Origin of the sequence: Algoriphagus iocasae (assembly GCF_014206875.1) — a bacterium.
Classification (GTDB): domain Bacteria; phylum Bacteroidota; class Bacteroidia; order Cytophagales; family Cyclobacteriaceae; genus Algoriphagus; species Algoriphagus iocasae.
This window is the reverse complement of record NZ_JACIJO010000001.1, coordinates 173880-197299: the sequence shown is the minus strand read 5'-3', so window position 1 is coordinate 197299 and position 23420 is coordinate 173880. Positions and strand designations below refer to the sequence as shown.

Below are 23420 nucleotides of genomic sequence, written 5' to 3'. Positions count from 1 at the left end.
TCCCATTGATATTCATCAATTTGACCTCGTCATTCTTCCGAAGAATGAAATCAACAGCACATAACTTATCAAACCATGGAAAATACATTCAGCACCTGCCGCAGGGCTTTTCGATGTAAAAACCAGCATCAAGCCTTTGTCAATCTTAACTATGTCCTCCAAAGTGTAGCTGACATCTCTTACTGGATAAAAAAAATCGAAGATATACAGCTCGCAGTATTTGAACATGAAATTGATTTCGCTAATACTCCTCCCAATGGATTGATTTACCCAGGTCAACTAATACTCCAAATCATCTATGCCAGCATTCACTTACAAGAGTTCCCCGCTCTAGAAAAGAAGCTGATTGGCTGGGACCAACTAGCTGACTCCATGTTAAAAAACCGTTGCAAAAAAGAATCCGAAACCCTCCTTCCTCTACAAATCCTCCAATACGGTCCAAAAAATCTAAGCCTAGAAGAAATCCTCGACCCCTCAGGTTTCATCAAGGCATTTTTCCAAAAACAGTCTTTAAAGAAATGGATTCTGCGCTGGAATCAACTTCGTGAGATGGCCTTTTATAGCTATTCCATCTTTGACGGAGACGAAGGAGAATACCTGAAGGACTTTACCTATTTCAAAAAGCTGCTCGAAGCCAGCTACCTGATACATGTTCGCTATTCTCCTATTTAAACTCTTTTCCCATGCAAGTCAAAATCTCAAGAACCGATCAAGACCGCGCAGAGCACTTCAGAAACTTTCTGCAGCTGCTGGTCGAAAAATTCCAACCTACCAGAATCATTTCTTTTGGAGCCCAAACGCTTAAAAATGAGATCTTAGGATGTTTTGCCAACAAGCAAGTTATTCACCATCACTATTGTCTGCTGGTCTGCACCGAATCCTCTTCCCGGATCGAGTATGAGGTGCAAGACTTTGCAAATACACACTACCACAACGGTCAGGTCACCATACTATGTCATGGAGAAGTTGCTGTCCAAGAAGCAATCGAATCCAAAAATCGCTTCTTCACCACGGTATTGGCGCATGGTAAGCCACTCTATACCAGAGACGGTTTCTTCGATCTCGAATTCAAACCTTCCCTCGACACTGCCAAGACGCTTGCGAAAGCGGAGAAGCATTTTTTCCATAGGACAGACTTAGCTAGAGGATTTCTTGAGTCCGCATATGCCAGTCTCCAAAAGGGACAGCATAACGTAGCCACCTTCTTAATGCATCAAGCCGTGGAGCAATCCTGTATTCTTCTGATCCGGGTACACATCGACTACCGCTCCGAATTTCACAACCTCCACCGCCTATTGGGGCTGACCAGATGCTTTTCTGAAAGTCCGATCGAGCTGATGATCGGAGATCGACCCACTGACAAAAAGCTGTTCAGTCTTCTCACCAGCAGCTATGGGAAGGCGAGATATGCTCCCGACTTCCAGGTTTCCCAAAAAGATGCTGAAGAAATCTACCAAAAAGCCTCCGCCCTGCTTGAGTTGACCAAGACCATGTGTGCCACCAAGATGGAAGCAATGGCAGCTGAAATCCCCGATTTCAATCCCCAGACCAAAAACGACTGAAACCATGAGAAAAGCAAGCCAAATTCCAGATCCAAAAAACTTCTATCGTCTGCCCTTTGAGAAGGGCACCTTTGAGCTGACTGAGCAAACCCTTAACCTGAATTCCGATTTTCGAAAACCGCATTACTTCTATAAAATCAAAGTTCGAAATATCCATTTCCAAAATGAGATCCTCACGCTGGGAGTCAAGTTGGAGGGTGAGCCGGAAAAGCTGATATACCTAAAAGTCACCCTTCACGAACTGCTAGTCAGTTGCAATGTGGACACCGATTCAGGGTACTTGAGTCGCTATGCCTATTTTGGACTTCTCTCCCTCCTTGACTTTAGAAGTAGCAAATGCTTCGAGAGCTACTATTGGCCTGATTTCTTCGATCCCCTGACCGGCAAAAGCAAATTCCTCAAAATATACATTGATCGTCAGGGATTGGACATCTATGTTAAAACCCAGTATCCCCACTTTTATAAGCCCGGCGATGAACTGATCGAATGGTATATAGGAAAAGACAATCCTAAAAGGAAGGCCACCTCCCCACTATTGACGGAGGAACTCCCTTTTTATGATACAACTATAGGATATTTTATTGCCGATGTGAAGTTGTCTTCTATTCACTCCAACCACTATCCGTTTCTCATTCCATTTCTCGGAGTTCCAACCAAGGATAAGCAACGCATCAAATCCTACACCTCGATCTTGCTCAGCGAGAATGATCACCACTCCATAGATATTACTCCTACTCAGCAAGAGCTTAATGCGATCTGCTTCAGCATGCGCAAACTGGCACCGGTTGAATCAAGAAATTGGCGGACACAATTCTCTCCCAATTCAGATGAAAAGGAAAAAGGAAGCCAGCTTATGGAGCTGTGGTATAAGGCAAAGCCTCTTATCCAGTCACAAAAATATATCCACTATTATAATACCCATGGTCTTGTATATCTACCAAGAAGGCCGTCACGAAATTGGGTTCGCGATTGTACAATACATTCGGAATCCCCGAAACTAGTCATACTACTGATTGACAAAGGAGAATATTATCTATTAAAACTTAGATTTAGAGTAAACAAAAAACTACACATTCCGGAGAAAACAGACATTGCCTTTTTCATTTGTGGAACTACCGATCCAAAAAACCTTTATTTGCTAGAAAGATTTACAGACTATCAGCTGGTCTCATTTTTTTCGCAGTATGGACACAAATTCGCTGTACTGAAACTCCACTATCGGGATGAGCTAAAGGTCTTTGTCGAGAAACTGGCAACAGATTATGAGCTTATTAAAAGCTAACAGACTTATAGTGGCTCGGATTTGTACCCCTTAACCTATATCATAGGATTTAAATCCTAATAATTCAGTAGGCAGATCTAAAAACGAGGATCTCAATTATCCAAGTGCTTCGAAATCCCGGAGAGTGAGATTCTAAGCGATACTAGCCTAAGTCCCAATCAGCCAAAAACTAATGGAAAAGTGAACGGGAATTATAATTTCTCTAGGGTTTATCCAAGGTTAATACAGGTATTAAACAAGATTAATACAGAAAATTCTTGTATATAAATTGCACAAACCCTATTAAAACATTGACTGTTAGATGCTTTACTACTTGCTTTTTAAAATGATTTAACTAAATTAGATGTAGTTCAACTTAAAACTCTAATAACTATGGCGACTCTTTCAGATTCAAGCGTCATTCAGCCTCAGGGAAAAGTAGGAGGATTTACTTTTTACAAACTCAATGGCAAGATCATTATGAGAAGTCTCCCTCGGGCTCCCCATAAGAACGGAACCGACCCTACTCCACTTCAAAAAGTCTATCAAAACCGATTGGCGGAAGTGAATGCCTATCTCCGCCCTCTCTCTAGGGTTCTGGATTTTGGTTACCAGAACTTCCTAGACCAAAAAACCGGTGTCAACTGGGCTCACACCAATGTATCCACCAAAGGCTATAATCATCAAGCCAATCCAAGAATCAATCCTGCCTTTTTACAGATCAGTAGAGGCAGTCTTTTGGGGGCAGAAGACCCATTGGCTGTCCGAACAGCAGATGGAATTACAATCTCCTGGAAAAACAATTCCCTAGAGGCAAATGCCAGTGAAGGAGACAGTGCGATGATCCTTTTGAATCATCCAGAATTGGCAAAACATCATTGGATAAAAGAGGCAGGCAGAAGAAGAGATCTGCAAGCCTTGGTGCCACTTGATGCTGAAAACCTGGAAAAGGAATGGGAAGTTTACTTGGCTTTTTACAGACCCTTAAGCAAGAAAAAACTACTCATCTCTGATTCTATCTACTTGGGAAGGGTTTAAGGATTAAAGTCAGAAAATTGAAATTAGAAGTTGGCAGTCGCAGTGAACAGTCACAGTTGGAAGCTTGTCTACCGGAGGTAGGTGAGAAAGCCGAAATGATGTAGGAAGTTGGCAGTCGCAGTGATCAGTCGCAGTCGGAGACTGTCATCCGGAGGTAGGTCAGAAGGCTGAAATTAAAAGTCAGAAAGCTGAAGCCTGCCTACCGGAGGAAGGTGAGAAAGCCGAAATGATGTTGGAAGTTGGAAGTTGGCAGTCGCAGTGATCAGTCGCAGTCGGAGGCTGTCATCCGGAGGTGTGAGCCTTTCGAAGTTTTCGGTTTTGTACTGCTTAGAACACTGTTAAGAAAATGACTTAGCTCGCGCGGTACAAGCGAGATCCAGTCATTTTTAGGGGTGAAAGGCAGTACAAAATTCCGCTGGTTTTCTGCTTAAAATGAATGAAAAACGGTATCAGCGGAAAGAAAATATCGAGGCTCAGGGCTTTTTGGTTACTTTTTGGCCGCCAAAAAGTGACAAAGTTAAAATTCCGAACCCGCTGTTCAGGTCCCGATAGCCTGCGCGGATGCAATCCTGAACTTAGATCCTAGGATTTTTAATCCGGTATATTTGGAAAAAGTGCGTGATTTTTAAGATTTCAAATCTTCTGATCAAACTTCGAGATTACATCCACTATATTAATCGGGACTCGAAGAGCAGGTTTTTAAAATCAGAAATATGTAGCCTGCCTTCCGGAGGTAGGTCAGAAGTCTGAAAAAAAGTGATTGTTTTTCATTTGCTATGGTATAGTCCTTCCAAGCGGCTAGTTAAGATTCTCCCTCATTTAATTTTTAAAGGAACCAATCGAAAATAAAAGTATCCAGAGCCCGCTAGAAAGGATAGCCAAAATCCTTAATTTGGTTTCCAAACCACACCAAACCCCTGTGGACAAATGCAATTTAAACGCAATAAGGTGACGGGAGTGCTGTAATTACAAGTGTTATCTCTTGTGAAATGAAACAAATAACCCTCATATCAATGCTAATAAATATGCTTAGACTTTTCGGACAATCAAACCCAGAATTAAAATTCACTAAACAATATTTCAAAAAACTAAAGAGAGAAGTTCAAGGTTTAGAGTTGATTAGTTTGAAAGAATTGGAGATAAAAACTAAATACAATGGAAAAGACTTAACACATCTCCTAAACAACGCATACTCTGAATATGTCCGAGAAGAAGAAAACAAAAATGAAGTCTTTGAGAGGTACATAAAATCTGCATTGACTCTATATCATCCAAAACCAGAATTCTCATTTGATAAAATCGTTCCAAACATTAAAGATTGGAGGTACTTAGAAGAACTCAGAAAAATTCAACAACATAAAGAAGTCGAATATGTATATGAAAGATACAACGATGAATTATACATCTTTTATGCTCAGGACTCGGAACATTCAATATCATACTTGATCAAGAACGACATTAAAGAGTATGAAATTGAAACGGAAGGACTGAAGGAAAATTCCATAAAAAACCTCCTCAATATACTTCCAGAGATAAAAAGTCATGGAGAGAATGGATATTTCATTTTAACAGCCGGTGGAGATTATGAAGCAAGTCTCATATTGGAACAATCGATATGGACTAAAGAAAATTTCGCTGTAAAAGGTGAAATTGTTATAGGCATTCCTGCAAGAGATTTAGTTCTAATAACTGGCAGTGAAGATGAAGAAGGGATAAAACGGCTAAAAGAAACAATAAATGAAGTAAATCAAACTGGAAATCATCTTGTGTCAGAAAAAATATTTATTTGGAAACAGGGTAAATTTGAAATATACGATAAATGAATCACGAGAGAAAACACTAGATATGACGGCATACTTTGTACAGCCGCATATCATTCACCGTTGGTAGTAAAGCTGGGCTAAATTCGAGCATTAGAGATTAAAGAGAAATAGTAGTTTAATGAAAATTAATATTAAATAGTAATGAATATTTTATTTCATATTGCAAACGGACTCGTTATGCCTACTGCAATGTACTTCGCTTGGAATTATTACAAATTCAGAGGGAAGGAAATAAATTTCAGACAACTTTGGATAAGCACTATTATATTATCCTTTACGACTTTCGTGACAGTCCTCCAATTTGTTTTTCCTGTAATAATAGAAGTATTGGACCGTAACAGGGATGCATTACTATCAGGTGAAATCTGGAGGTTAATAACACCTCTTTTTATCCAACCAATGGGAATATGGCAGTGTTTAATTAACGGTTTTTTCTTCATATCATTTGTGCCTATTGGAGAACATCTTTATGGTCACAGCCTTTTGTTAATCTATTTTGTAACAGGCATAGTGGGACAAATGCTTAACTTCTATTGGGAGACAACTCCCGGCGGTCTATCAACCAGCAGTGGAGGTTCGTCCACTGCTTTATTTGGTGTAATGGGTGCATTATTCATGTACATTCTATTCAATCGAAAAATTTTTCCAAAGGGATATATTTTGATACCATTATCTGGTTTTATGGGTGCTGTCGTACTCTTTTTCTTCGAAGATGGTCATGCCCCCTCTTTATTGGCGGGTGGACTGCTGGGTTTAATACTACTCAGAAAAAACAAACATATTGATACATCTGTAAATCAAATTGTGAACTAAGCACTTCTGCCAACACACAGTATGTTAAATGCGGCATGACTTAGCAAACAGGAAAATTATTACATTTAACAAACCCTTAATCCGCTATTCAGGATTTGTAATCCTGAACTTAGATCCTAGGATTTTTAATCTGAGATATTTGGAAAAAGTGCGTGATTTTTAAGATTTCAATTCTTCTGATCATCCTTCGGTTTCACATCCACTATAATAATCAAGGCTCGAGGAACGGGAACCGGGCGTTGAAAGTTTTCGGAGACTGTCATCCGGAGGTGTGAGCCTTTCGAGGTTTTCGGTTTTGTACTGCTTAGAACACCGTTAAGAAAATGACTTAGCTCGCGCGGTACAAGCGAGATCCAGTCATTTTTAGGGGTGAAAGGTAGTACAAAATTCCGCTGGTTTTCTGCTTAAAATGAATGAAAAACGGTATCAGCGGAAAGAAAATATCGAGGCTCAGGGCTTTTTGGTTACTTTTTGGCCGCCAAAAAGTGACAAAGTAAAAATCTCGAATCCGCTGTTCAGGTCCCGATAGCCATCGCGAATGTAATCCTGAACTTAGATCCTAGGATTTTTAATCCGGTATATTTGGAAAAAGTGCGTGATTTTTAAGATTATAAATCTTCTGATCAAACTTCGAGATTTCAAGCACGATAATAATTGGGACTCGAAGAGCTGGAAAAAACGTATCGTTGTACAAGTAGCGATAACCGTCACCTGCATGAATCTGACTCAAGATTTTAAATCTCAAATTGGGAATTTAAAGCCTTCTCAACTTGAGATATTTTTTACTCAATGGCTAACCTGAAGTAAGAAAAACCTCTGTTTTTAAGCCATTTATACAGAAAAAAGGATAAAATCAGCTTGGCATTACTTGTGAATTAGTGGATAAGAATCTGTTTTATATATTAAACTACCACACCATGAACAATTTCTTTAAAACACTGATTGCCGGCTATGGCGCTTATAAACTTGGAGGAGGTTGCCTGGGAACTATTCTTGTATTCGTACTGATATTCTTTCTTCTAGGCCAGTGTAGTTAATTGACCCTTTTAATTGATTACAGACTGTCATGATCAACAGCATTTCTGGTTCCGATAGCCATCGGGAATCGAAGAGAAGGTTTTTAAGTCAGAAAGATGAAATTGAAAGTCAGAAAGCTGAAGTCTGAAAGATAAAGCCTGCCTACAGGAGGTAGGTGAGAAAGTTGAAAAGGTGTAGGAAGTTGGAAGTTGGCAGTCGCAGTGAACAGTCTCAGTCGGAGGCTGTCATCTGGAGGTGTGAGCCTTTCGAAATTTTCGGTTTTGTACTGCATAGAACACCGTTAAGCAAATGACTTAGCTCGCGCGGTACAAGCGAGATCCAGTCATTTTTAGGGGTGAAAGGTATTACAAAATTCCGCTGGTTTTCTGCTTAAAATGAATGAAAAACGGTATCAGCGGAAAGAAAATATCGAGGCTCAGGGCTTTTTGGTTACTTTTTGGCCGCCAAAAAGTGACAAAGTTAAAATCCCGAATACGCTGTTCAGGTCCCGATAGCCATCGCGAATGTAATCCTGAACTTAGATCCTAGGATTTTTAATCCGGGATATTTGGAAAAAGTGCGTGATTTTTAAGATTTCAAATCTTCTGATAAAATAAGACTTAGAAACTGATCAATTTGCTCCAGATACCAGCCACCAAATCCTTTTTGGTCATAATCTACTTGAAAACCAGAAAGATGTGCTCCTTCAAATTGAACGACAGTACAGTTCTCCCCTAGTTGCCCTTCAAGTTCTAAACCATCTTTATAAGTAGTAACTGTATCTTCAGATGCTGCTAAGATCAAAATAGGAATCTCAATAGAGTTAACAGAATTTCGGTAATGGGTTGCTTCCTCAGGAAGTTTGAGTTGCTTACCCAAATCATTATATCTTTTTACAATAGTAGATGTATCCGACACGAAACCTTCTCCAATGATAAAATCAATCTTGCTTTTTATCATAGGATAAGCTCGAGATGCTATAATTGTCCCCATGGACATTCCCAATACGCCTATTTTCTTTCCTTCAATTTTTTTGGAAATAAAATCCACTACTGCTTCAAGATCCCTAGCGAATTCAACATAGTATAGGTTATCTCGCTGAATTTCGAAATCATCACTTTTCCCAAAGCCTCTGTAATCAAAAGTAACAACTGTATACCCTGCATTTGCAAGAATTGCAGCATGATAAACAAAGTATGACATGTTTCCTGCATCAGGGTAAGCCAAGATCAGTACGGTGTCTTTTTCATTATCCTGATTCGGTTTATAAATCCATGAATTAAGCTTAAAATGATCTTTGGTAGTTATTGTCAATTGCTCATAGTCCCAACTAACTGAATCTGGCGTTCTGATATATTCTCTATCTGGATTGATGGCAAAAATAGGGTTGAATTGAACAATATAAACAAGAAGAGATAGTAGGAAAACAGGCTTATTCATAAAATCAATTTAAAGATGAAAGAATAAAAATAACTGAATATGATTATCCGCAACGGAGCCAGTAGTTAATAAATGTGTTTAGAAAGTCGCGGATAATCGTCCGACGACGACAGTCCACTGTCCATAGCATGTTGAAATATACCTCAACCCCTTTTTTCTTAGGCTGCTGGTAAGAAAGCGGATATACATATAACTGAATTTAAAGTTTTTACATTTCCCTTAACACCTACCCCTTCTCTCTTAATTCATAGATATAGTAACATTGATAGTCTTTTTCAATTTCATGAATTTCTGCTTGATCTCCATATTGCAGATACCTGTTTTTGCCTACATTTAGTTTCAAGGATCCAGGTAAATCCCAAAGGATTGAAGAGCCTATTTGCTTGCCATTTTTGATGTAATAATAATACCGCTTTTTGGATATATCCATTGCTTTTCTCTGCTCTGGCGTTTGGTTTTCAAAAACCAATTCAGGTTTGGCACCAGTTCGGTATCCGACTAGTAACTCGTCTCCATTGCCTATCATTTCATTAAAAGCTCCTCCTAACATCACATTTTCAGATCTATATTCTTTAACTGTAGTATAAGAAGCTTCTTCCATTGGAATTTCTTTGATCAGATCAGGCTGAATTCTTTTCAATGAGATTTGATTTACCAGTTTGAAATTTTGATTTGGATCCAGTTGATACAAGGTCGTATCTCCATATAATATGGTGGAAATGTACTTCGATTGAAGATCTGAAAAATAGACTGGCTTATCCATAAAAGGATAAAATCTACCCGAACGAAATTTACCGCTTTCATCTAGCCTCCCTCCTTTTGAAACAGACCCAGTACGAATATCCAACAGATGAACCATGTTTAGGGTATCATAATAATCCAAAGGATAAGGCTGGTAATAGCCATCATTAAGATTTACAACAGCACTTAGCTCACCATTGGAGGATTTAAAAGTGCTGAGATTGTCCAAGGAGAAATGAACCAATTTCACTCTGGGATTTTGCTCAAATGGATAATTTCGTAGTTGCTTAAAGTTAAGATCGTAGACATATACCTTTCCATCTGATACAAACATAATTTCATCTCCAACAAACCCAGCTCTGAGTAGCACCATGCCAAAGGCATCTGGCCCTTCCGATAGTTTATTTTCCGAAACGATTTCTCCATTTTTATCAATTAGTAAGTAATGCCCTTCCATACTCGCCTGCTTCACGATCAGGTACAATTCTTTCTCTTGATGATAATCCAGGATATGTACGGGCTCCAAAATATCCATCAGCAAGGAATCTACTTTCACAAATTCAAATTCCAGCTTTTCATCGGAGTTATGTGTCTTTTCAGCACATGAAAAAATCAAACATAAAAGACCTATAAAAAAGATTTGAGATTTCATATAATATATTTTTAGCTAAACTACTAAATTTTCGTAACAATAAAAGCAGACCCAAACTTATCTCTACCAAATAGGAGTCACAGAACATAGGAGAGGTTATAAAATTTAGGATTTGGAAGAACGATACTGTTCAGGTACTGATAGCAATTGGGAATCAAAGAGCGGATTTTTAAGTGAGAAAGATGAAATTGAAAGTCTGAAAGCTGAAGTCTGAAGGCAAAAGCCTGCCTACAGGAGGTAGGTGAGAAAGATGAAAAGGTGTAGGAAGTTGGAAGTTGGCAGTCGCAGTGAACAGTCGCAGTCGGAGGCTGTCATCTGGAGGTGTGAGCCTTTCGAAATTTTCGGTTTTGTACTGCATAGAACACCGTTAAGAAAATGACTTAGCTCGCGCGGTACAAGCGAGATCCAGTCATTTTTAGGGGTGAAAGGCAGTACAAAATTCCGCTGGTTTTCTGTTTAAAATGAATGAAAAACGGTATCAGCGGAAAGAAAATATCGAGGCTCAGGGCTTTTTGGTTACTTTTTGGCCGCCAAAAAGTGACAAAGTTAAAATCCCGAATACGCTTTTCAGGTCCCGATAGCCATCGCGGATGAAATCCTGAACCTAGATCCTAGGATTTCTAATCCGAGATATTTGGAAAAAGTGCGTGATTTTTAAGATTTCAATTCTTCTGATCAAACGTCGAGAATATACCCTTGATATTATTCAGAATTCGAAGAGCACACTAGACAACAGGTATCCAGAAGTCGTAAACATGCACTTCAACCATATACCTATTAAAAAAATCTCTCCTATCCAGTGAAGAGCATGTAACATAAAAAAACCTCCAACAAGGAGGTTTTAAATTTATAAGGTATTTATAGGATTATCTATTTGGCCAGTTACCCCAGTTGCTACAATGGCCCGCTTTATCGGAACCCTCTACCACCCGGTTTACTCCGCTGTACCCTGCATTCATTAAGGCTCTTGGAGCAAAGTGTATCTTACCGTTTTTTGGAGTACTAAAAGCTTTTCCAAAATGCGCCTGACTTAAAGCATGTCCTGTTTCGTGTAGTGCTACAGTTTCAAAATCATAACCGGAACCGGTGTCCACTACGTCCTGCCAGTTAAAGGCGTCATTATAATAGACCTCTTTAACCGCTACTTCGCTAACCCCGTCTTGATTAATATCTTCAGTATACGTAAGAGTAAAAGTAACTCCTAAAATAAATTCACCACCATCCACATCCACAAGATCAAAGAAACCTTTGGGCAGAACCCCAGCTTGCACGATTACTCCAGGGTAGTATCCTGCTGAACCTCCGTAACCAAAAAAGATATTAGAAATAAAGCCAAGGTCAAAATTAGATACTCCGGCATTTGGAATAGACAATCCTCCTGAGCATGTTACGTTTTCCCAGGTGTTTCTTACTGATTCCAAAGCAGATAAAACATTAAAACCGGATGCAGTAATAGCCTGAGTACCATCTACAATATAAGGTACTGTTTCACCTCCAAGGTTTCGTGGGTCATTAGGCAAAAAATCAGACCCTATTTGCTTGTTGCCTCTGTCGTTAAAGAAAACAGTATTTCCAACATTATCTGCTGATAAATATTCCATTTTTTCCAACTCAATGCCATAAGGTTCGAGGAGTAGATTAGCCTGCTGAACCATGCTGATTAAATCTTCATGTGTTCGGCTTGATATGCCATTTTGCTTGGATTTTTTAAAGTCACTGATATCTATATCCACTTTTGTCATAGATAAGTCAACCCCTTTCTGAGTCTGTATAGGGGTAATTTCTCCTATTTCCTGAGTGTCGCAACCTGCAGAGAGTCCCAAAATAGCAATGAATGCAAATAATTTATTTTTCATTTGGTTAATGGTTAAAAGTTTAATTTATAAATTTTTGATAATTAAGATAATGAAAATATTAATTAACTGATGCTTCTAATAATTATATTCAGATAAATTTAGACAATACAAAGTCTCTAAATTCAGAAGGCTCAAGTGAAAATTCTAAAAAAAAGTACTCTTTGTTCAAGTAGCGATAGCCTTCGGATATGTAATCCTGTTCCTAGATGGTAGGATTTTTAATCCAGGATATTTAGAAAAAGTGCGTGATTTTAAAGATTATAAATCTCAAGGAGCGAGGTCTTCAATTCACTTTCCTATCAGGGCTCATAAAAGTAAATCGATGGAATAATCAAAACCGCATTGTAAACGCCATGAAATAGCATGGCCCATTTCATGCCATGGTTGAGCCGGATATAACTAAGTACCAAACCCATCAAAAACTGGATTCCCACTAAAAAGGGGATATAGTAGAAATACAGACCATAATCAAAATCCTTAAAATTGGTGATATGGACCAATCCAAATAAGGCTGCGGAAACATAGACAACCAGTTTAAGGGGCGGTGGATTTTCATCATAAACGTTTACAAGTAAAAAAATCATATATCCGACAAAAATGAGGGGAAACCAAATAGCAGCTGCAAAAAGCAGAGAAAGCACTAAACTCCACCAAATGGATGATTTCTTAAGATCTAAATGAAGTCTGAATACCGGTTCCTCGATCAAAGGGGCCAGGAGTATGGCAAAAATTGCGACCAACCATTTGTTTTCTTTTAGAATATCTTCTAAAACACTTTCAAACTGATCCATACCAGCAAGTTCGAGTAAATAAGCATATGGAATCACCACGAAAAGGACGAGGACTAAGAGGCTCAAGAAATCAGAAAGCTTCATGGGCTGATAAGAAGCCGCTTTTTCAGGATTTTTTAAAAAATCGAGGAGTTTGTAGAAGATTTTCATTCATTAATAAAAAAGATCTTCTAAAACTAACAATTAAATTCAATTTACAAGACTTTGCAAAAAGTATTTAGCTTCAAAAAGTTAGAACGCTTTTTTTACCCACAGTTCTGGATATAGAACCCTTATTCTAGATTCTAGAGTTTTTAATCTGGGATAAAAGGGAAAAGTAAATGATTTTAAAGATTACAAATCTTCTGATCAAACTTCGAGATTACAAATCTCGAAGAGCTGAGAGTCCCCTTTTTAGCAAAAAACCTCCGATTCTTCCCGAACCGGAGGTTTTCATCTTTTTCACTTCTGATTTCTGATTTCAAACCTACCCTTCTGCAGGCAGGCGCTCCGCTGTTCTGGATTTATAATCCAGAACCCAGATCGTAGGATTTTTAATCCGGGATAAAAGGGAAAAGTAAATGATTTTAAAGATTACAAATCTTCTGATCAAACTTCGAGATTACAAATCTCGAAGAGCTGGCAGGCAGGCGCTCAGGCTGACAATCAGAGAATGAAACTGCAGACTGCGACTGCCTACTGGTCACTGCGACTGCCTACCTACTATTTTCAGACCTACCTTTCGGCAGGCAGGCGCTCAGGCTGACAACCAGAGAATGAAACTGCAGACTGTGACTGCCTACTGGTCACTGCGACTGCCTACTATTTTCAGACCTACCTTTCGGCAGGCGGGCTTCAGTCTTCTGAATAATTGCCTTCGACTCCGCTCAGGCTGACAACTAGCGACTGCCTACTGGTTACTGCGACTGCCTACTGGTCACTGCGACTGCCTACTATTTTCAGACTTCTTTCCTACCTCCGGTAGGCAGGCTTCAAACTTCTGACTTTATTTGAGGTTTTTGTATCGAATTCTCTTAGGTTCCACATCACCCAGTCTCTTCTTCTTGTTCTCTTCGTAGTCAGAGAAGTTGCCTTCAAACCAAACCACTTGAGAATCTCCTTCGAACGCCAGAATATGCGTACAAATTCTATCCAAGAACCATCTGTCGTGGGAAATGACTACTGCACATCCACCGAAGTTTTCCAAAGCTTCTTCCAAAGCTCGAAGCGTGTTCACATCCAAGTCGTTGGTTGGTTCATCGAGAAGCAATAAGTTTCCACCTTCTTTCAAGGTCAAAGCCAGGTGAACCCGGTTTCTTTCACCACCGGAAAGCACGCCAACTTTTTTCTCCTGATCACCTCCACCGAAGTTGAACTTGGAAACGTAGGCTCTGGCATTCACTTCCTTATTGCCCAATTTCATCAATTCATTTCCTTCTGAAATCGTTTGATAAACCGTCTTATTCGGATCCAGAATATCATGTCCCTGATCCACATATGCTAGCTGTACCGTCTCTCCTACCTCGAAATGACCTGCGTCTGGTTTTTCCTGTCCGGTGATTAATTTGAACAAAGTAGATTTACCCGCACCATTTGGTCCAATTACTCCGACAATTCCTCCTTGAGGCAAAGCAAAAGTCAAGTTTTCAAATAACAACTTATCTCCAAAAGCTTTGGAAACACCATTTACCTCTATCACTTTCGCTCCCAATCTTGGTCCTGGTGGGATAAATAATTCCAGTTTTGCTTCTTTCTCTTTTGCTTCTTCTCCGACTAATTTATCATAAGCGCTCAAACGCGCTTTTCCTTTGGCCTGACGGGCTTTCGGAGTCATTCTGATCCATTCTAGCTCTCGCTCCAATGTCTTCTGACGTTTGGACTCAGTCTTCTCTTCTTGCTTCAGTCTATTTTGTTTCTGATCCAACCAAGAAGAGTAATTTCCTTTCCAAGGAATACCTTCTCCACGATCCAATTCCAAAATCCATCCGGCAACATTATCCAGGAAATATCTATCGTGGGTTACTGCGATGACAGTGCCTTTGTAATTCTGTAAATGTTGTTCTAGCCAATGTACTGACTCCGCATCCAAGTGGTTGGTAGGTTCATCGACCAGCAATACATCTGGCTCCTGAAGCAATAATCTACAAAGGGCAACTCTTCTCTTTTCCCCACCAGATAGGTTTGCCACATTGGCATCACTTGGAGGGAGTCGAAGCGCATCCATCGCTTTATCCAGCATCACATCCAGTTCCCAGGCATTGGCAGCATCCAGCTTTTCCTGAACCTCTCCCTGCTTGGTGATGAGTTTATCCATGGCATCAGGATCTTCCATCAATGCTGGATCCATGAATTTCTCATTGATTTCTTCAAACTCTTTCAGCAGGGCAACAGTCTCGGCAACTGCCTCTTCTACCACTTCTTTAACAGTTTTGCTAGGATCTAACTGAGGTTCCTGTTCCAGCATCCCCACGCTGTATCCCGGCGACCAAACTACTTCACCCTGAAATTCCTTGTCGATTCCGGCAATAATTTTTAGCAAAGAAGATTTACCGGATCCGTTGAGACCAAGCACTCCGATTTTTGCTCCATAAAAAAATGACAGGTAGATATCTTTTAAAACTTTTTTCTGTGGTGGATAGATTTTTGAGACCCCCGCCATGGAAAAGATGATTTTTTCTGCACTCATATGTTAATTTTTGCGTTACAATTTCACTAAACGGTAAAGATGGCAAAAAAACCCCTTTCTTAGGATAAGTGCTTTTGAATTAATTAATTTGCCAAAAATTGAAAACGACCACCTAACCTACTGTAGAACAATGGAGCATCCTTATGGATATATCAAAGACAATAAAGTTTATTTAAAGGGATTTTTAGGTCAGGATGACAGGGTTATCGGGGAAGTCAAAGAAGATGAGGCTTCTACTTTAAATTACTTTGAGGCTAGATTTGAACAGCTGAAAGAAAAGGTCGAAAAACTTAAATCCGACATTCACGAAAATCAGAACAAAGGGTCTTTCCTAATGAAATTAATTCATTTGAGAGATTCTCTGATGCAATCGGATGCCCTTGGAGATTTTATCCCTCTCATCGAAGAACTGAATAAAGAGGAAGAATTTCTTAATGAAATCATTCAGGCCAACCGTGCAAAAAACCTGGAATTAAAGAATGCTTTGATTCTGGAAGCGGAGGAATTGAAGGACGATACAGATTGGAGAGAAACTACCGAGGCTTTCAAAGAGCTAAAACTTCGCTGGATCAAAACCGGTCCTGTAGAAAAAGAATTGGAAGAGGAAATTGAGGGTAAATTCAATGATGCAGTTCAGCATTTCTTCGAAAACAGAAGACATTATTACGAAGGTCTGGCGCTTCAGGCCGAAGAAAATATCAAAGTATATGAAGCATTGGTGGTGCAGGCCCGAGAGGCGCATGATTTCCCGGATGCCAAAGTAGCCTTTGAAATCAGTAAGAAAATTCAGAAAGAGTGGAAGTCGGCAGGAAAAGTACCTGCAGAAAAGCGTCAGCCACTTTGGGATGAGTTTTCGAAGCTAAACAACAGGATCTTCTCAAGATATAAGAGAACATTAAATCCTGGCCCTACCATGCATCCTCGCGAGATCATCCGTAAAGCGGAGCTATTGACTGAGGAAATCAAGAAATTAGCGGGACAGCCTACGACTTATGAACTGATCGGGCAAGCCAAAAAAATACAGGAGGAATGGAAGAAACTTCCGATGAGAAAGCCGAAAGAGGTTAACCTGACGGCAAGATCCTTCCAATTTTTCATGGACATTGTTTTTGAAAAGGCATTTTTAGAAAAATTAGTACATGGAAAATATGACGATTTTGACGAAAAGCCCGTTGAAGAGCAGAAACAGATTAAAATTGCGTTGATAAAAGACCTTTTGCATCGGGATCAAACCGAATTGGATACCATGCAGAACAATTCAGATAATTTTCGCGTTCAGACTCAGGATTTTGAGATAATGATGCGAAAAAAACTATCAGGACTGAAAAGAAAAGTGGACGTAAAAAATTATATTTTGAGACAACTTTCTTTTAAATAATCAGTACTTGATTGCATATTTCAAAAAAAAGATAATTTTGCAACCCTATTGAAATCCGGAACACCTATTAATTAAATAAACACTATGTACTGGACACTTGAACTTGCCTCTTATTTAGAAGATGCTCCCTGGCCTGCAACCAAGGATGAGTTAATTGATTACGGCATCAGATCTGGCGCACCACTGGAAGTGGTCGAGAATCTCCAGGAATTAGAAGATGACGGCGAACCTTATGAAACGATTGAGGAGATTTGGCCGGATTATCCGACCAAAGACGACTTCTTCTTTAACGAGGACGAATATTAAATTTAAAGCCCCGGGATGCGGGGCTTTATACTTTTCTTACAATCCTAACACTTGCCTAAGCCGGGTATAACCTGATTTGCTGACCGGCACCTGTTTTCCATTTCTTAATTTCACCAAAAAATTCTCCCTTTCATAGGGTTCTATTTGGGTCACTTCATTTAAGTTGACCATAAAAGACCTATGCACTCTGGCGAATTTTGAAGGATCCAAGGATTCTTCCAAAGCTTTCATGGTCATCTTTTTCAGAAATTTTCCATCCTTGCTGTGAATGGCGATGTAATCGTCCTCTGCTTCAAAGTATGAAACGTCTTTGATAGAAATGATCTTGATTTCATTTTTCACCTTTACCACCAGCCTGTTACTTTTCTCAGCCAGTTGATGGATTGAAGGATCCACTTCACCCGGACTCTGGGTCAGAAATTTTCCGATCGCCTGATCAAACCTTGCTTTAGAAAATGGCTTAAGAAGGTAATCTATAGCTTTGGCATCAAAAGCCTGAAGTGCATATTGATCAAAAGCGGTAGTAAAAATCACTGAAGGTGGCTCATCCAGCAATTCCAGCATTTCGAAGCCGGTGATCTTTGGCATCTGCACATCCAAAAAAATCAAATCAGGCTGATGCGTTTGAATGGCTTTCATCCCCTGAAATCCATCTTGGCATATTTCCAGCAATTCAAATTGTGGGTATGCTGATAAATACTCTTGGACGATAGAGGCCGCTAAAGGCTCATCGTCTATGATTAAGGTCTTGATCATTTTAATTGTGGAATTTTAAGCGTGACGGTAAACCTTCCTTCTTTGGATTCTGAAGTGAGAAGGTCTGTTCTTCCAAAAAGCAGTTCCAAACGCCTGCTCACCGAACTCAAACCAAACCCGGCTCCCTTTGGCGGGGCACTTTCCTCATCAAATGGGTTTTCTATTCTAATAATTAAATAATTCTGTTCCTTGGTTGCTTTTACCTGTAAATCTACTTCACCTGTCATGCCATACAAACCATGCTTGATGGCATTTTCCAATAAGGGCTGTATCAACAACTGAGGCAATTTCATCTCAAGAACATCAGGCCCCGACTCAATGCTCACTTGCAGCCTATGTCCGAATCTCACCCGCTCGATATCCAGATACATTTTTAAATATCCGAGTTCTTCATCCAGGCTCACCCAAACTTTATGATCCTTACGGATCGTACCCCTCAGAAAGTCTGAAAGTTGCAACACCATCTCCCTGGCTTTCTGTGGCTGGGAAACCACCAAGGCACTGATGGAATTCAGGCTATTAAACAAAAAGTGAGGTTGCAACTGCTGTCTGATAGAGGTCAACTCAGCTTCTTTCGAAAGAAGGTTGATCGTTGCTTCTCTTTTTTGTGCTTCTTCCTGAAGTTCGAGTTTAGAGACTACCAAGGCAATGATGGATATCAGGATTTCAGGGATAGCAAGGATCGCCCAACGGAGGTAAAAACTGGCTCTAATCATTTCTAGGTATTCTTGCTCCTCCCCAAATAGCCAAATCATCAGGATCCTATGAATCCAGATTTCTACAAAGCTTAGAAAAAGAGGGATAATGACGAGCAACCAGGAATTGCTTCCTTTTGGGATATAAAAACCAAAAATTATCTCCAGCACGAAAACTCCTGCCAAGAAAACTCCTGTAAAAGCCAATGCATCTGGCCAAGCGAGGTTTTCATCGATTCCAAAACTCTTCAGAATAAAAAAGCATCCCAGAAACCACGCAATGGCGGTTCCTGAGATGATATATTTGATAAGTTGCGGTTTTGAAAAAGCTTTGAAAATCAAAATTTCCAGTTTAAAGTCTGACTAGTTCTATTTAGTAGGATTTAATCTCCAAACCTCCAAAAAGTACGGTTCCTTTCAAAATCAATACTTTATTTGGATCGATCGCCGACTCTCTATAAATCCTTTTATCCTCAATTCCCGCAGCGATGTTACTTACTTCAGCGCGGACGTCCCAATGTGGTGGAACTACCAGCTTCATGCCTCCGAAAATCACATCTACCTGAACGGTAACAGGCCCTTGTATATCTGCTTGTGTCAGATCCAGATCTATTCCTCCAAATGCTGCAGTCAATTTACCACCTTTTAGGTTTTTGGATAAAATCCTCTTGTTCACACCACTTAAGATAGCATCGATATTTAAGGTATCCGAAAATGAATTGCCGGACATATTTCCAAAATTGGATTTAGTGTCTTTTCCTGTATCAGTGCTTGGGTCAGATGGATCCTCTATGACTTCCTCCGCGGAAGTTCCCATGGTATTACTCTTTTGATTCACTTGCCATTTGGCCTGAATATCCCGGATCAGATCTTTCTCTTTTTTCTTTTTTGTGATCAGGTAAACCCCAAGCACTATCAAAGCGACCGGAAAAATATACCTATCGAGGGCAAAGTCCATGTTAAATTCATTCCTTAAGAGGAAATAAGAACCCAGGAACAACATGAATACTCCAAATAAGCTTTTGAATTCATGCTTGATCAAGGTAAATACACCGATGACAATTAAGATCATTGGCCAGGTAAGCACCCAAGACGGAACAAAAATTCCAATCTTCTTTAGCAGCAAAAGGATACCAATCCCCAGGATTACAAATCCGAAAACAATGCCACCGTCATTTTGAGATGAATAATGTCTTTTCATTTTGAATATAGTTTATGAGTTTTCCCATGATTCTTACTGGTAATTATTCCCCAGCTAGATTTCATAAGTGTTTGATTAAAACTGATGCCTCAAAACTATATCAATCTACCTTAGCCTAAAATGACTATTAGGTCAAGACAATGCCTAAGTCGGTAAAGCCCACAAAAAAGTCGGTAAAAATGTTTTTGATTTTACTTTTTGCTCTGGGATAGCAAAAACTCACCGTATTGAAGGTCTTCTGGAGTGGTGATCTTAATATTCTCTGGATTCCCAGCGATCAAAGACACCTGCCAGCCTTGATGCTCATATACCGTGGCATCGTCTGTAAATTGCTGGATTTCTGTCACCTGAAAGGCCTTTTTGATTTTGGAAAGCAAGAAAGTCTGTGGTGTTTGCACTAATCTAAAGTATTGTCTTTCCTGATAGCAGGATTTGCCATCATCGCCTAGTTTTCGGATAGAATCTTTTAAGGCAATCACCGCAATCCCACTTCCTGATTTCTCTGCTTCCAAAAAGGAATTAGAGATCACCTCTTTGGCTACAAAAGGTCGCACACCGTCATGAATTGCCACTAAACCTTCTGCCCAGGTAATGCTATCCAATCCATTTCGAACAGATTGAAAGCGTGAGTTCCCTCCCTCTACCAATTGATGGGGAATGTTAAAACCATATTCCTGACAAAGCTCTTTCCAATACGAAAAATCAGAAGCCGGTAGCACCAAAATTAAATGAATGGAAGGATCGACTTCGTAAAAAATCTGCAGGGTATGCATCAAAACTGGCTTTCCGCCGATCGGTAAATATTGTTTGGAAATAGGTGCTCCCATCCGGGTTCCTTTTCCTCCTGCAACCAAAATCGCTGCTTTGTTCATTTTTTGTAATTTTTGACAAAAGTATCTTTAAAAATAGAATCAGATACCCTCTGCAAATTATCAAACTGTGAAAGAATAAAAAAAGGCTCCCGAAGGAGCCTGATATTTTAGAGAATCAACATGGCATCTCCATAAGAGAAGAACCTGTATTTTTCTTTGATTGCTTCTTTATAAGCTTTCATCACCAAATCATATCCTCCGAATGCCGCTGCTGTCATCAACAAAGTGGATTCAGGCAAATGGAAATTGGTAATCAATGCATTGGCAATTTTGAATTCGTAAGGAGGGATAATGAATTTATCAGTCCATCCTTCGCTTTCTTTCAATCTACCGTTTGCGGTCACTGAAGACTCTACCGTTTTCAAAGAAGTAGTTCCTACAGAAACCACACGCTTTTTATTATCCAAAGCCTTATTTACCAACTCAACAGTTTTTGCAGGGATGCTGTAATTTTCAGAATCCATTTTATGTTTGGTCAGATCTTCTACGTCTACCTGACGGAATGTACCAAGACCTACGTGAAGGGTTATCGGTGTTACTTCCACGCCTTGAAGCTCCAGTCTTTTCAGCAAATGCGGAGTAAAGTGCAAACCAGCAGTTGGAGCTGCCACTGCACCTACATTCTTTGCAAAAACAGTCTGATAACGCTCTCTGTCTTCAGCTTCCACTTTTCTTTCGATAAACTCTTTTAACAAAGGAGTTTCTCCCAAAGAATCGATGGTTTTGTGGAATTCTTCTTCAGTTCCGTCAAATAGAAATCTGATTGTTCTTCCACGGGAAGTGGTATTGTCAATGACTTCTGCCACAAGGTCAGAATCACCGAAATACAGTTTATTTCCTACTCTGATTTTACGGGCAGGATCTACTAAAACATCCCAAAGTCTCAATTCTGAATTCAGTTCTCTCAACAAGAAAACTTCAATTTCAGCACCGGTTTTTTCTTTGTTTCCATACAATCTGGCAGGAAAAACTTTCGTGTCATTTGTAACAAAAACATCGCCTTCACCGAAGTACTCGATGATATCTTTGAAAACCCTGTGTTCGATCTTTCCAGTGTCACGGTGCAAGACCATGAGACGGGATTCATCTCGGTTTTCTGTTGGATAAAGGGATACTAATTTTTTTGGAACGTCAAATTTGAAATCTGATAATTTCATAGGAAAGCTTTAGATGTCTGAGCTTGATTTGTTTATTTTAGATTAACTCTAAAAAATGCAAAGATAATAACAATAATGCCCAAATTCAGCTATCTTGACAAATTGTTTTAACCAACTATTAAAAGCATGCTCTTTTTCCAACTCACATGGGAGAGTTTTAGGTTCGCAATTACTGCTTTAAGAGCCAATATAACCAGAACTATCCTTTCGCTCCTCGGTGTTACGATTGGTATTTTTGCCATCATAGCAGTATTCACTTTGGTGGATTCGTTGGAGAATAACATTAAGTCTTCCTTTTCATTTCTGGGAACCAATGTCATGATGGTTGGACGTTTCCCATTTGCAAGTGGACCACAGGATTATCCTTGGTGGAAGTATTTCAGAAGACCACCCAGTACAATTGCTGAATACAAGTTTCTTCAGGAAAGATTGAAATCGGCCGAAGCAGTGACCATCTCTGCATCTGCTAGTACCACTGTACAGGCAGGAAGCAATGCCTATCAAGGAATGCAACTGACAGGAATAGAATACACCTATCAGGATGTGTATGAATTGCCCTTGGAAGAAGGCAGGTATTTTCAGGAATCAGAAATAAATGCTTCTAGAAATATCGCAATTGTCGGAAGAAAAATCGCAAATACGCTATATCCTAACCTCCCTATTTTAGGCAAGGAAATTAAAATTAAAGGTATCAAGTTTACTGTCATTGGTGTCTTCGAAGAAGAAGGAGAAGGACTATTTGATGCTCCTTCAAAAGATGAAGCCTGCATTATTCCTTATGGAGCTTTCAATAAAATGTTCTACACCGGTAGAAATGGGATAGAACCAACAATAGCTGCCAAAGGAAATGAAGAAGACATAGGCTTGGTCTCTTTGGAAAACGAAATGACCGGTTTATTGAGAGCCAAAAGAGGGCTAAAACCTACTGAGGAAGATAATTTCGCGCTGAACAAGACAGAATTTATCCAGAATGCGATCGGTTCGATATTTGACGTAATCTCTATTGCAGGCTGGGTAATCGGTGGATTCTCCATCCTTGTCGGTGGTTTTGGAATCGCGAATATTATGTTTGTTTCCGTTCGGGAAAGAACCAATATCATTGGAATTCAAAAGTCTCTCGGGGCAAAAAACTACTTTATTTTATTCCAGTTTTTATTTGAAGCCGTATTCCTAAGTTTGATCGGTGGGATAACTGGTATTTTGATAGTTTTTGGACTCAGCTTTATCCAGTTGGGGACCTTAGAACTGATACTTTCCTTTAAAAATATTGTCCTCGGCTTAGGTGTTTCCTCTGCCATTGGAGTTGTTTCCGGTATTGTCCCAGCTACTTTGGCGGCCAGGATGGATCCGGTCGAAGCGATACGAACTAACTAAAAATAAAAAAGGGAGCATTTCT

General features: G+C 39.6%; 21 protein-coding genes. 9 read left to right on the top strand and 12 right to left on the bottom strand.

The features are described from left to right. Positions 1 to 75 precede the first annotated feature (75 nt). From FHS59_RS00855 to FHS59_RS00830, 6 genes are all read left to right on the top strand, one after another. Positions 76 to 672 (top strand): hypothetical protein, encoded by a 597-nt coding sequence (locus tag FHS59_RS00855; protein WP_184492527.1) that lies wholly within the window; start codon positions 76 to 78, stop codon positions 670 to 672. Between the two features lie 11 nt (positions 673 to 683). Further along, positions 684 to 1562 carry a HEPN domain-containing protein gene (locus tag FHS59_RS00850; protein ID WP_184492526.1) on the top strand — a complete coding sequence of 293 codons (879 nt, stop codon included), beginning with the start codon at positions 684 to 686 and terminating at the stop codon, positions 1560 to 1562. A 4-nt stretch (positions 1563 to 1566) separates the two neighbouring features. Further along, positions 1567 to 2844, top strand: a complete 1278-nt coding sequence (locus FHS59_RS00845; RefSeq protein ID WP_184492525.1) for a hypothetical protein — start codon at positions 1567 to 1569, stop codon at positions 2842 to 2844. Positions 2845 to 3216: 372 nt separating this feature from the next. Further along, positions 3217 to 3861: a DUF6266 family protein gene (locus FHS59_RS00840; protein ID WP_184492524.1), complete on the top strand. Its 645-nt coding sequence runs from the start codon at positions 3217 to 3219 to the stop codon at positions 3859 to 3861. 989 nt (positions 3862 to 4850) lie between these two features. Further along, entirely contained in the window at positions 4851 to 5684 is an 834-nt protein-coding gene (locus tag FHS59_RS00835; protein ID WP_184492523.1) for a DUF1444 family protein, read from the top strand. Between the two features lie 141 nt (positions 5685 to 5825). Then, positions 5826 to 6497, top strand: coding sequence for a rhomboid family intramembrane serine protease (locus FHS59_RS00830; protein WP_184492522.1), 672 nt, complete (start codon positions 5826 to 5828; stop codon positions 6495 to 6497). A 1120-nt stretch (positions 6498 to 7617) separates the two neighbouring features. Here FHS59_RS00830 and FHS59_RS00825 read toward each other — a convergent pair. From FHS59_RS00825 to ettA, 7 genes are all read right to left on the bottom strand, one after another. After that, a complete protein-coding gene (locus tag FHS59_RS00825) occupies positions 7618 to 7806 on the bottom strand; it encodes a hypothetical protein (RefSeq protein ID WP_184492521.1) in 189 nt (62 codons plus the stop codon). Between the two features lie 296 nt (positions 7807 to 8102). Beyond that, a complete protein-coding gene (locus FHS59_RS00820; protein ID WP_184492520.1) occupies positions 8103 to 8954 on the bottom strand; it encodes an alpha/beta hydrolase in 852 nt (283 codons plus the stop codon). Between the two features lie 226 nt (positions 8955 to 9180). Then, positions 9181 to 10347, bottom strand: a complete 1167-nt coding sequence (locus tag FHS59_RS00815) for a hypothetical protein (RefSeq protein WP_184492519.1) — start codon at positions 10345 to 10347, stop codon at positions 9181 to 9183. A 169-nt stretch (positions 10348 to 10516) separates the two neighbouring features. Continuing rightward, on the bottom strand, positions 10517 to 10705 hold the full coding sequence (locus FHS59_RS00810; RefSeq protein WP_184492518.1) for a hypothetical protein: 189 nt from the start codon (positions 10703 to 10705) through the stop codon (positions 10517 to 10519). A gap of 508 nt (positions 10706 to 11213) precedes the next feature. Beyond that, on the bottom strand, positions 11214 to 12203 hold the full coding sequence (locus FHS59_RS00805) for a M10 family metallopeptidase domain-containing protein (RefSeq protein ID WP_184492517.1): 990 nt from the start codon (positions 12201 to 12203) through the stop codon (positions 11214 to 11216). A 299-nt stretch (positions 12204 to 12502) separates the two neighbouring features. After that, a complete protein-coding gene (locus FHS59_RS00800) occupies positions 12503 to 13144 on the bottom strand; it encodes a CPBP family intramembrane glutamic endopeptidase (protein WP_184492516.1) in 642 nt (213 codons plus the stop codon). A gap of 835 nt (positions 13145 to 13979) precedes the next feature. Further along, positions 13980 to 15659, bottom strand: a complete 1680-nt coding sequence (gene ettA, locus FHS59_RS00795; RefSeq protein WP_184492515.1) for an energy-dependent translational throttle protein EttA — start codon at positions 15657 to 15659, stop codon at positions 13980 to 13982. A 130-nt stretch (positions 15660 to 15789) separates the two neighbouring features. On the opposite strand from ettA, the gene FHS59_RS00790 reads away from it, so the two are divergent. Both FHS59_RS00790 and FHS59_RS00785 read left to right on the top strand, forming a co-directional pair. Next, positions 15790 to 17037 (top strand): DUF349 domain-containing protein, encoded by a 1248-nt coding sequence (locus FHS59_RS00790; RefSeq protein ID WP_184492514.1) that lies wholly within the window; start codon positions 15790 to 15792, stop codon positions 17035 to 17037. An 84-nt stretch (positions 17038 to 17121) separates the two neighbouring features. Beyond that, positions 17122 to 17343, top strand: coding sequence for a DUF2795 domain-containing protein (locus tag FHS59_RS00785; RefSeq protein WP_008202749.1), 222 nt, complete (start codon positions 17122 to 17124; stop codon positions 17341 to 17343). Positions 17344 to 17379: 36 nt separating this feature from the next. On the opposite strand, the gene FHS59_RS00780 is transcribed toward FHS59_RS00785, so the two are convergent. The 5 genes from FHS59_RS00780 to queA all read right to left on the bottom strand — a co-directional run bounded on the left by FHS59_RS00780 (position 17380) and on the right by queA (position 22024). Continuing rightward, on the bottom strand, positions 17380 to 18099 hold the full coding sequence (locus tag FHS59_RS00780) for a LytR/AlgR family response regulator transcription factor (RefSeq protein ID WP_184492513.1): 720 nt from the start codon (positions 18097 to 18099) through the stop codon (positions 17380 to 17382). Then, positions 18096 to 19136 carry a sensor histidine kinase gene (locus FHS59_RS00775; RefSeq protein WP_221444420.1) on the bottom strand — a complete coding sequence of 347 codons (1041 nt, stop codon included), beginning with the start codon at positions 19134 to 19136 and terminating at the stop codon, positions 18096 to 18098. The genes FHS59_RS00780 and FHS59_RS00775 overlap by 4 nt, the downstream gene beginning before the upstream one ends. A 31-nt stretch (positions 19137 to 19167) precedes the next feature. Continuing rightward, the gene (locus tag FHS59_RS00770) at positions 19168 to 19995 is read right to left on the bottom strand and encodes a LiaF transmembrane domain-containing protein (RefSeq protein ID WP_184492512.1); all 828 of its coding nucleotides are present in this window, start codon (positions 19993 to 19995) and stop codon (positions 19168 to 19170) included. 191 nt (positions 19996 to 20186) lie between these two features. Next, the gene (locus FHS59_RS00765; RefSeq protein WP_184492511.1) at positions 20187 to 20867 is read right to left on the bottom strand and encodes a 2-C-methyl-D-erythritol 4-phosphate cytidylyltransferase; all 681 of its coding nucleotides are present in this window, start codon (positions 20865 to 20867) and stop codon (positions 20187 to 20189) included. 107 nt (positions 20868 to 20974) lie between these two features. After that, positions 20975 to 22024, bottom strand: a complete 1050-nt coding sequence (queA, locus tag FHS59_RS00760; protein WP_184492510.1) for a tRNA preQ1(34) S-adenosylmethionine ribosyltransferase-isomerase QueA — start codon at positions 22022 to 22024, stop codon at positions 20975 to 20977. A gap of 126 nt (positions 22025 to 22150) precedes the next feature. On the opposite strand from queA, the gene FHS59_RS00755 reads away from it, so the two are divergent. Beyond that, complete coding sequence (locus FHS59_RS00755) at positions 22151 to 23398, top strand: ABC transporter permease (RefSeq protein ID WP_184492509.1); 1248 nt, start codon at positions 22151 to 22153, stop codon at positions 23396 to 23398. The last annotated feature ends 22 nt before the right edge of the window (positions 23399 to 23420 follow it).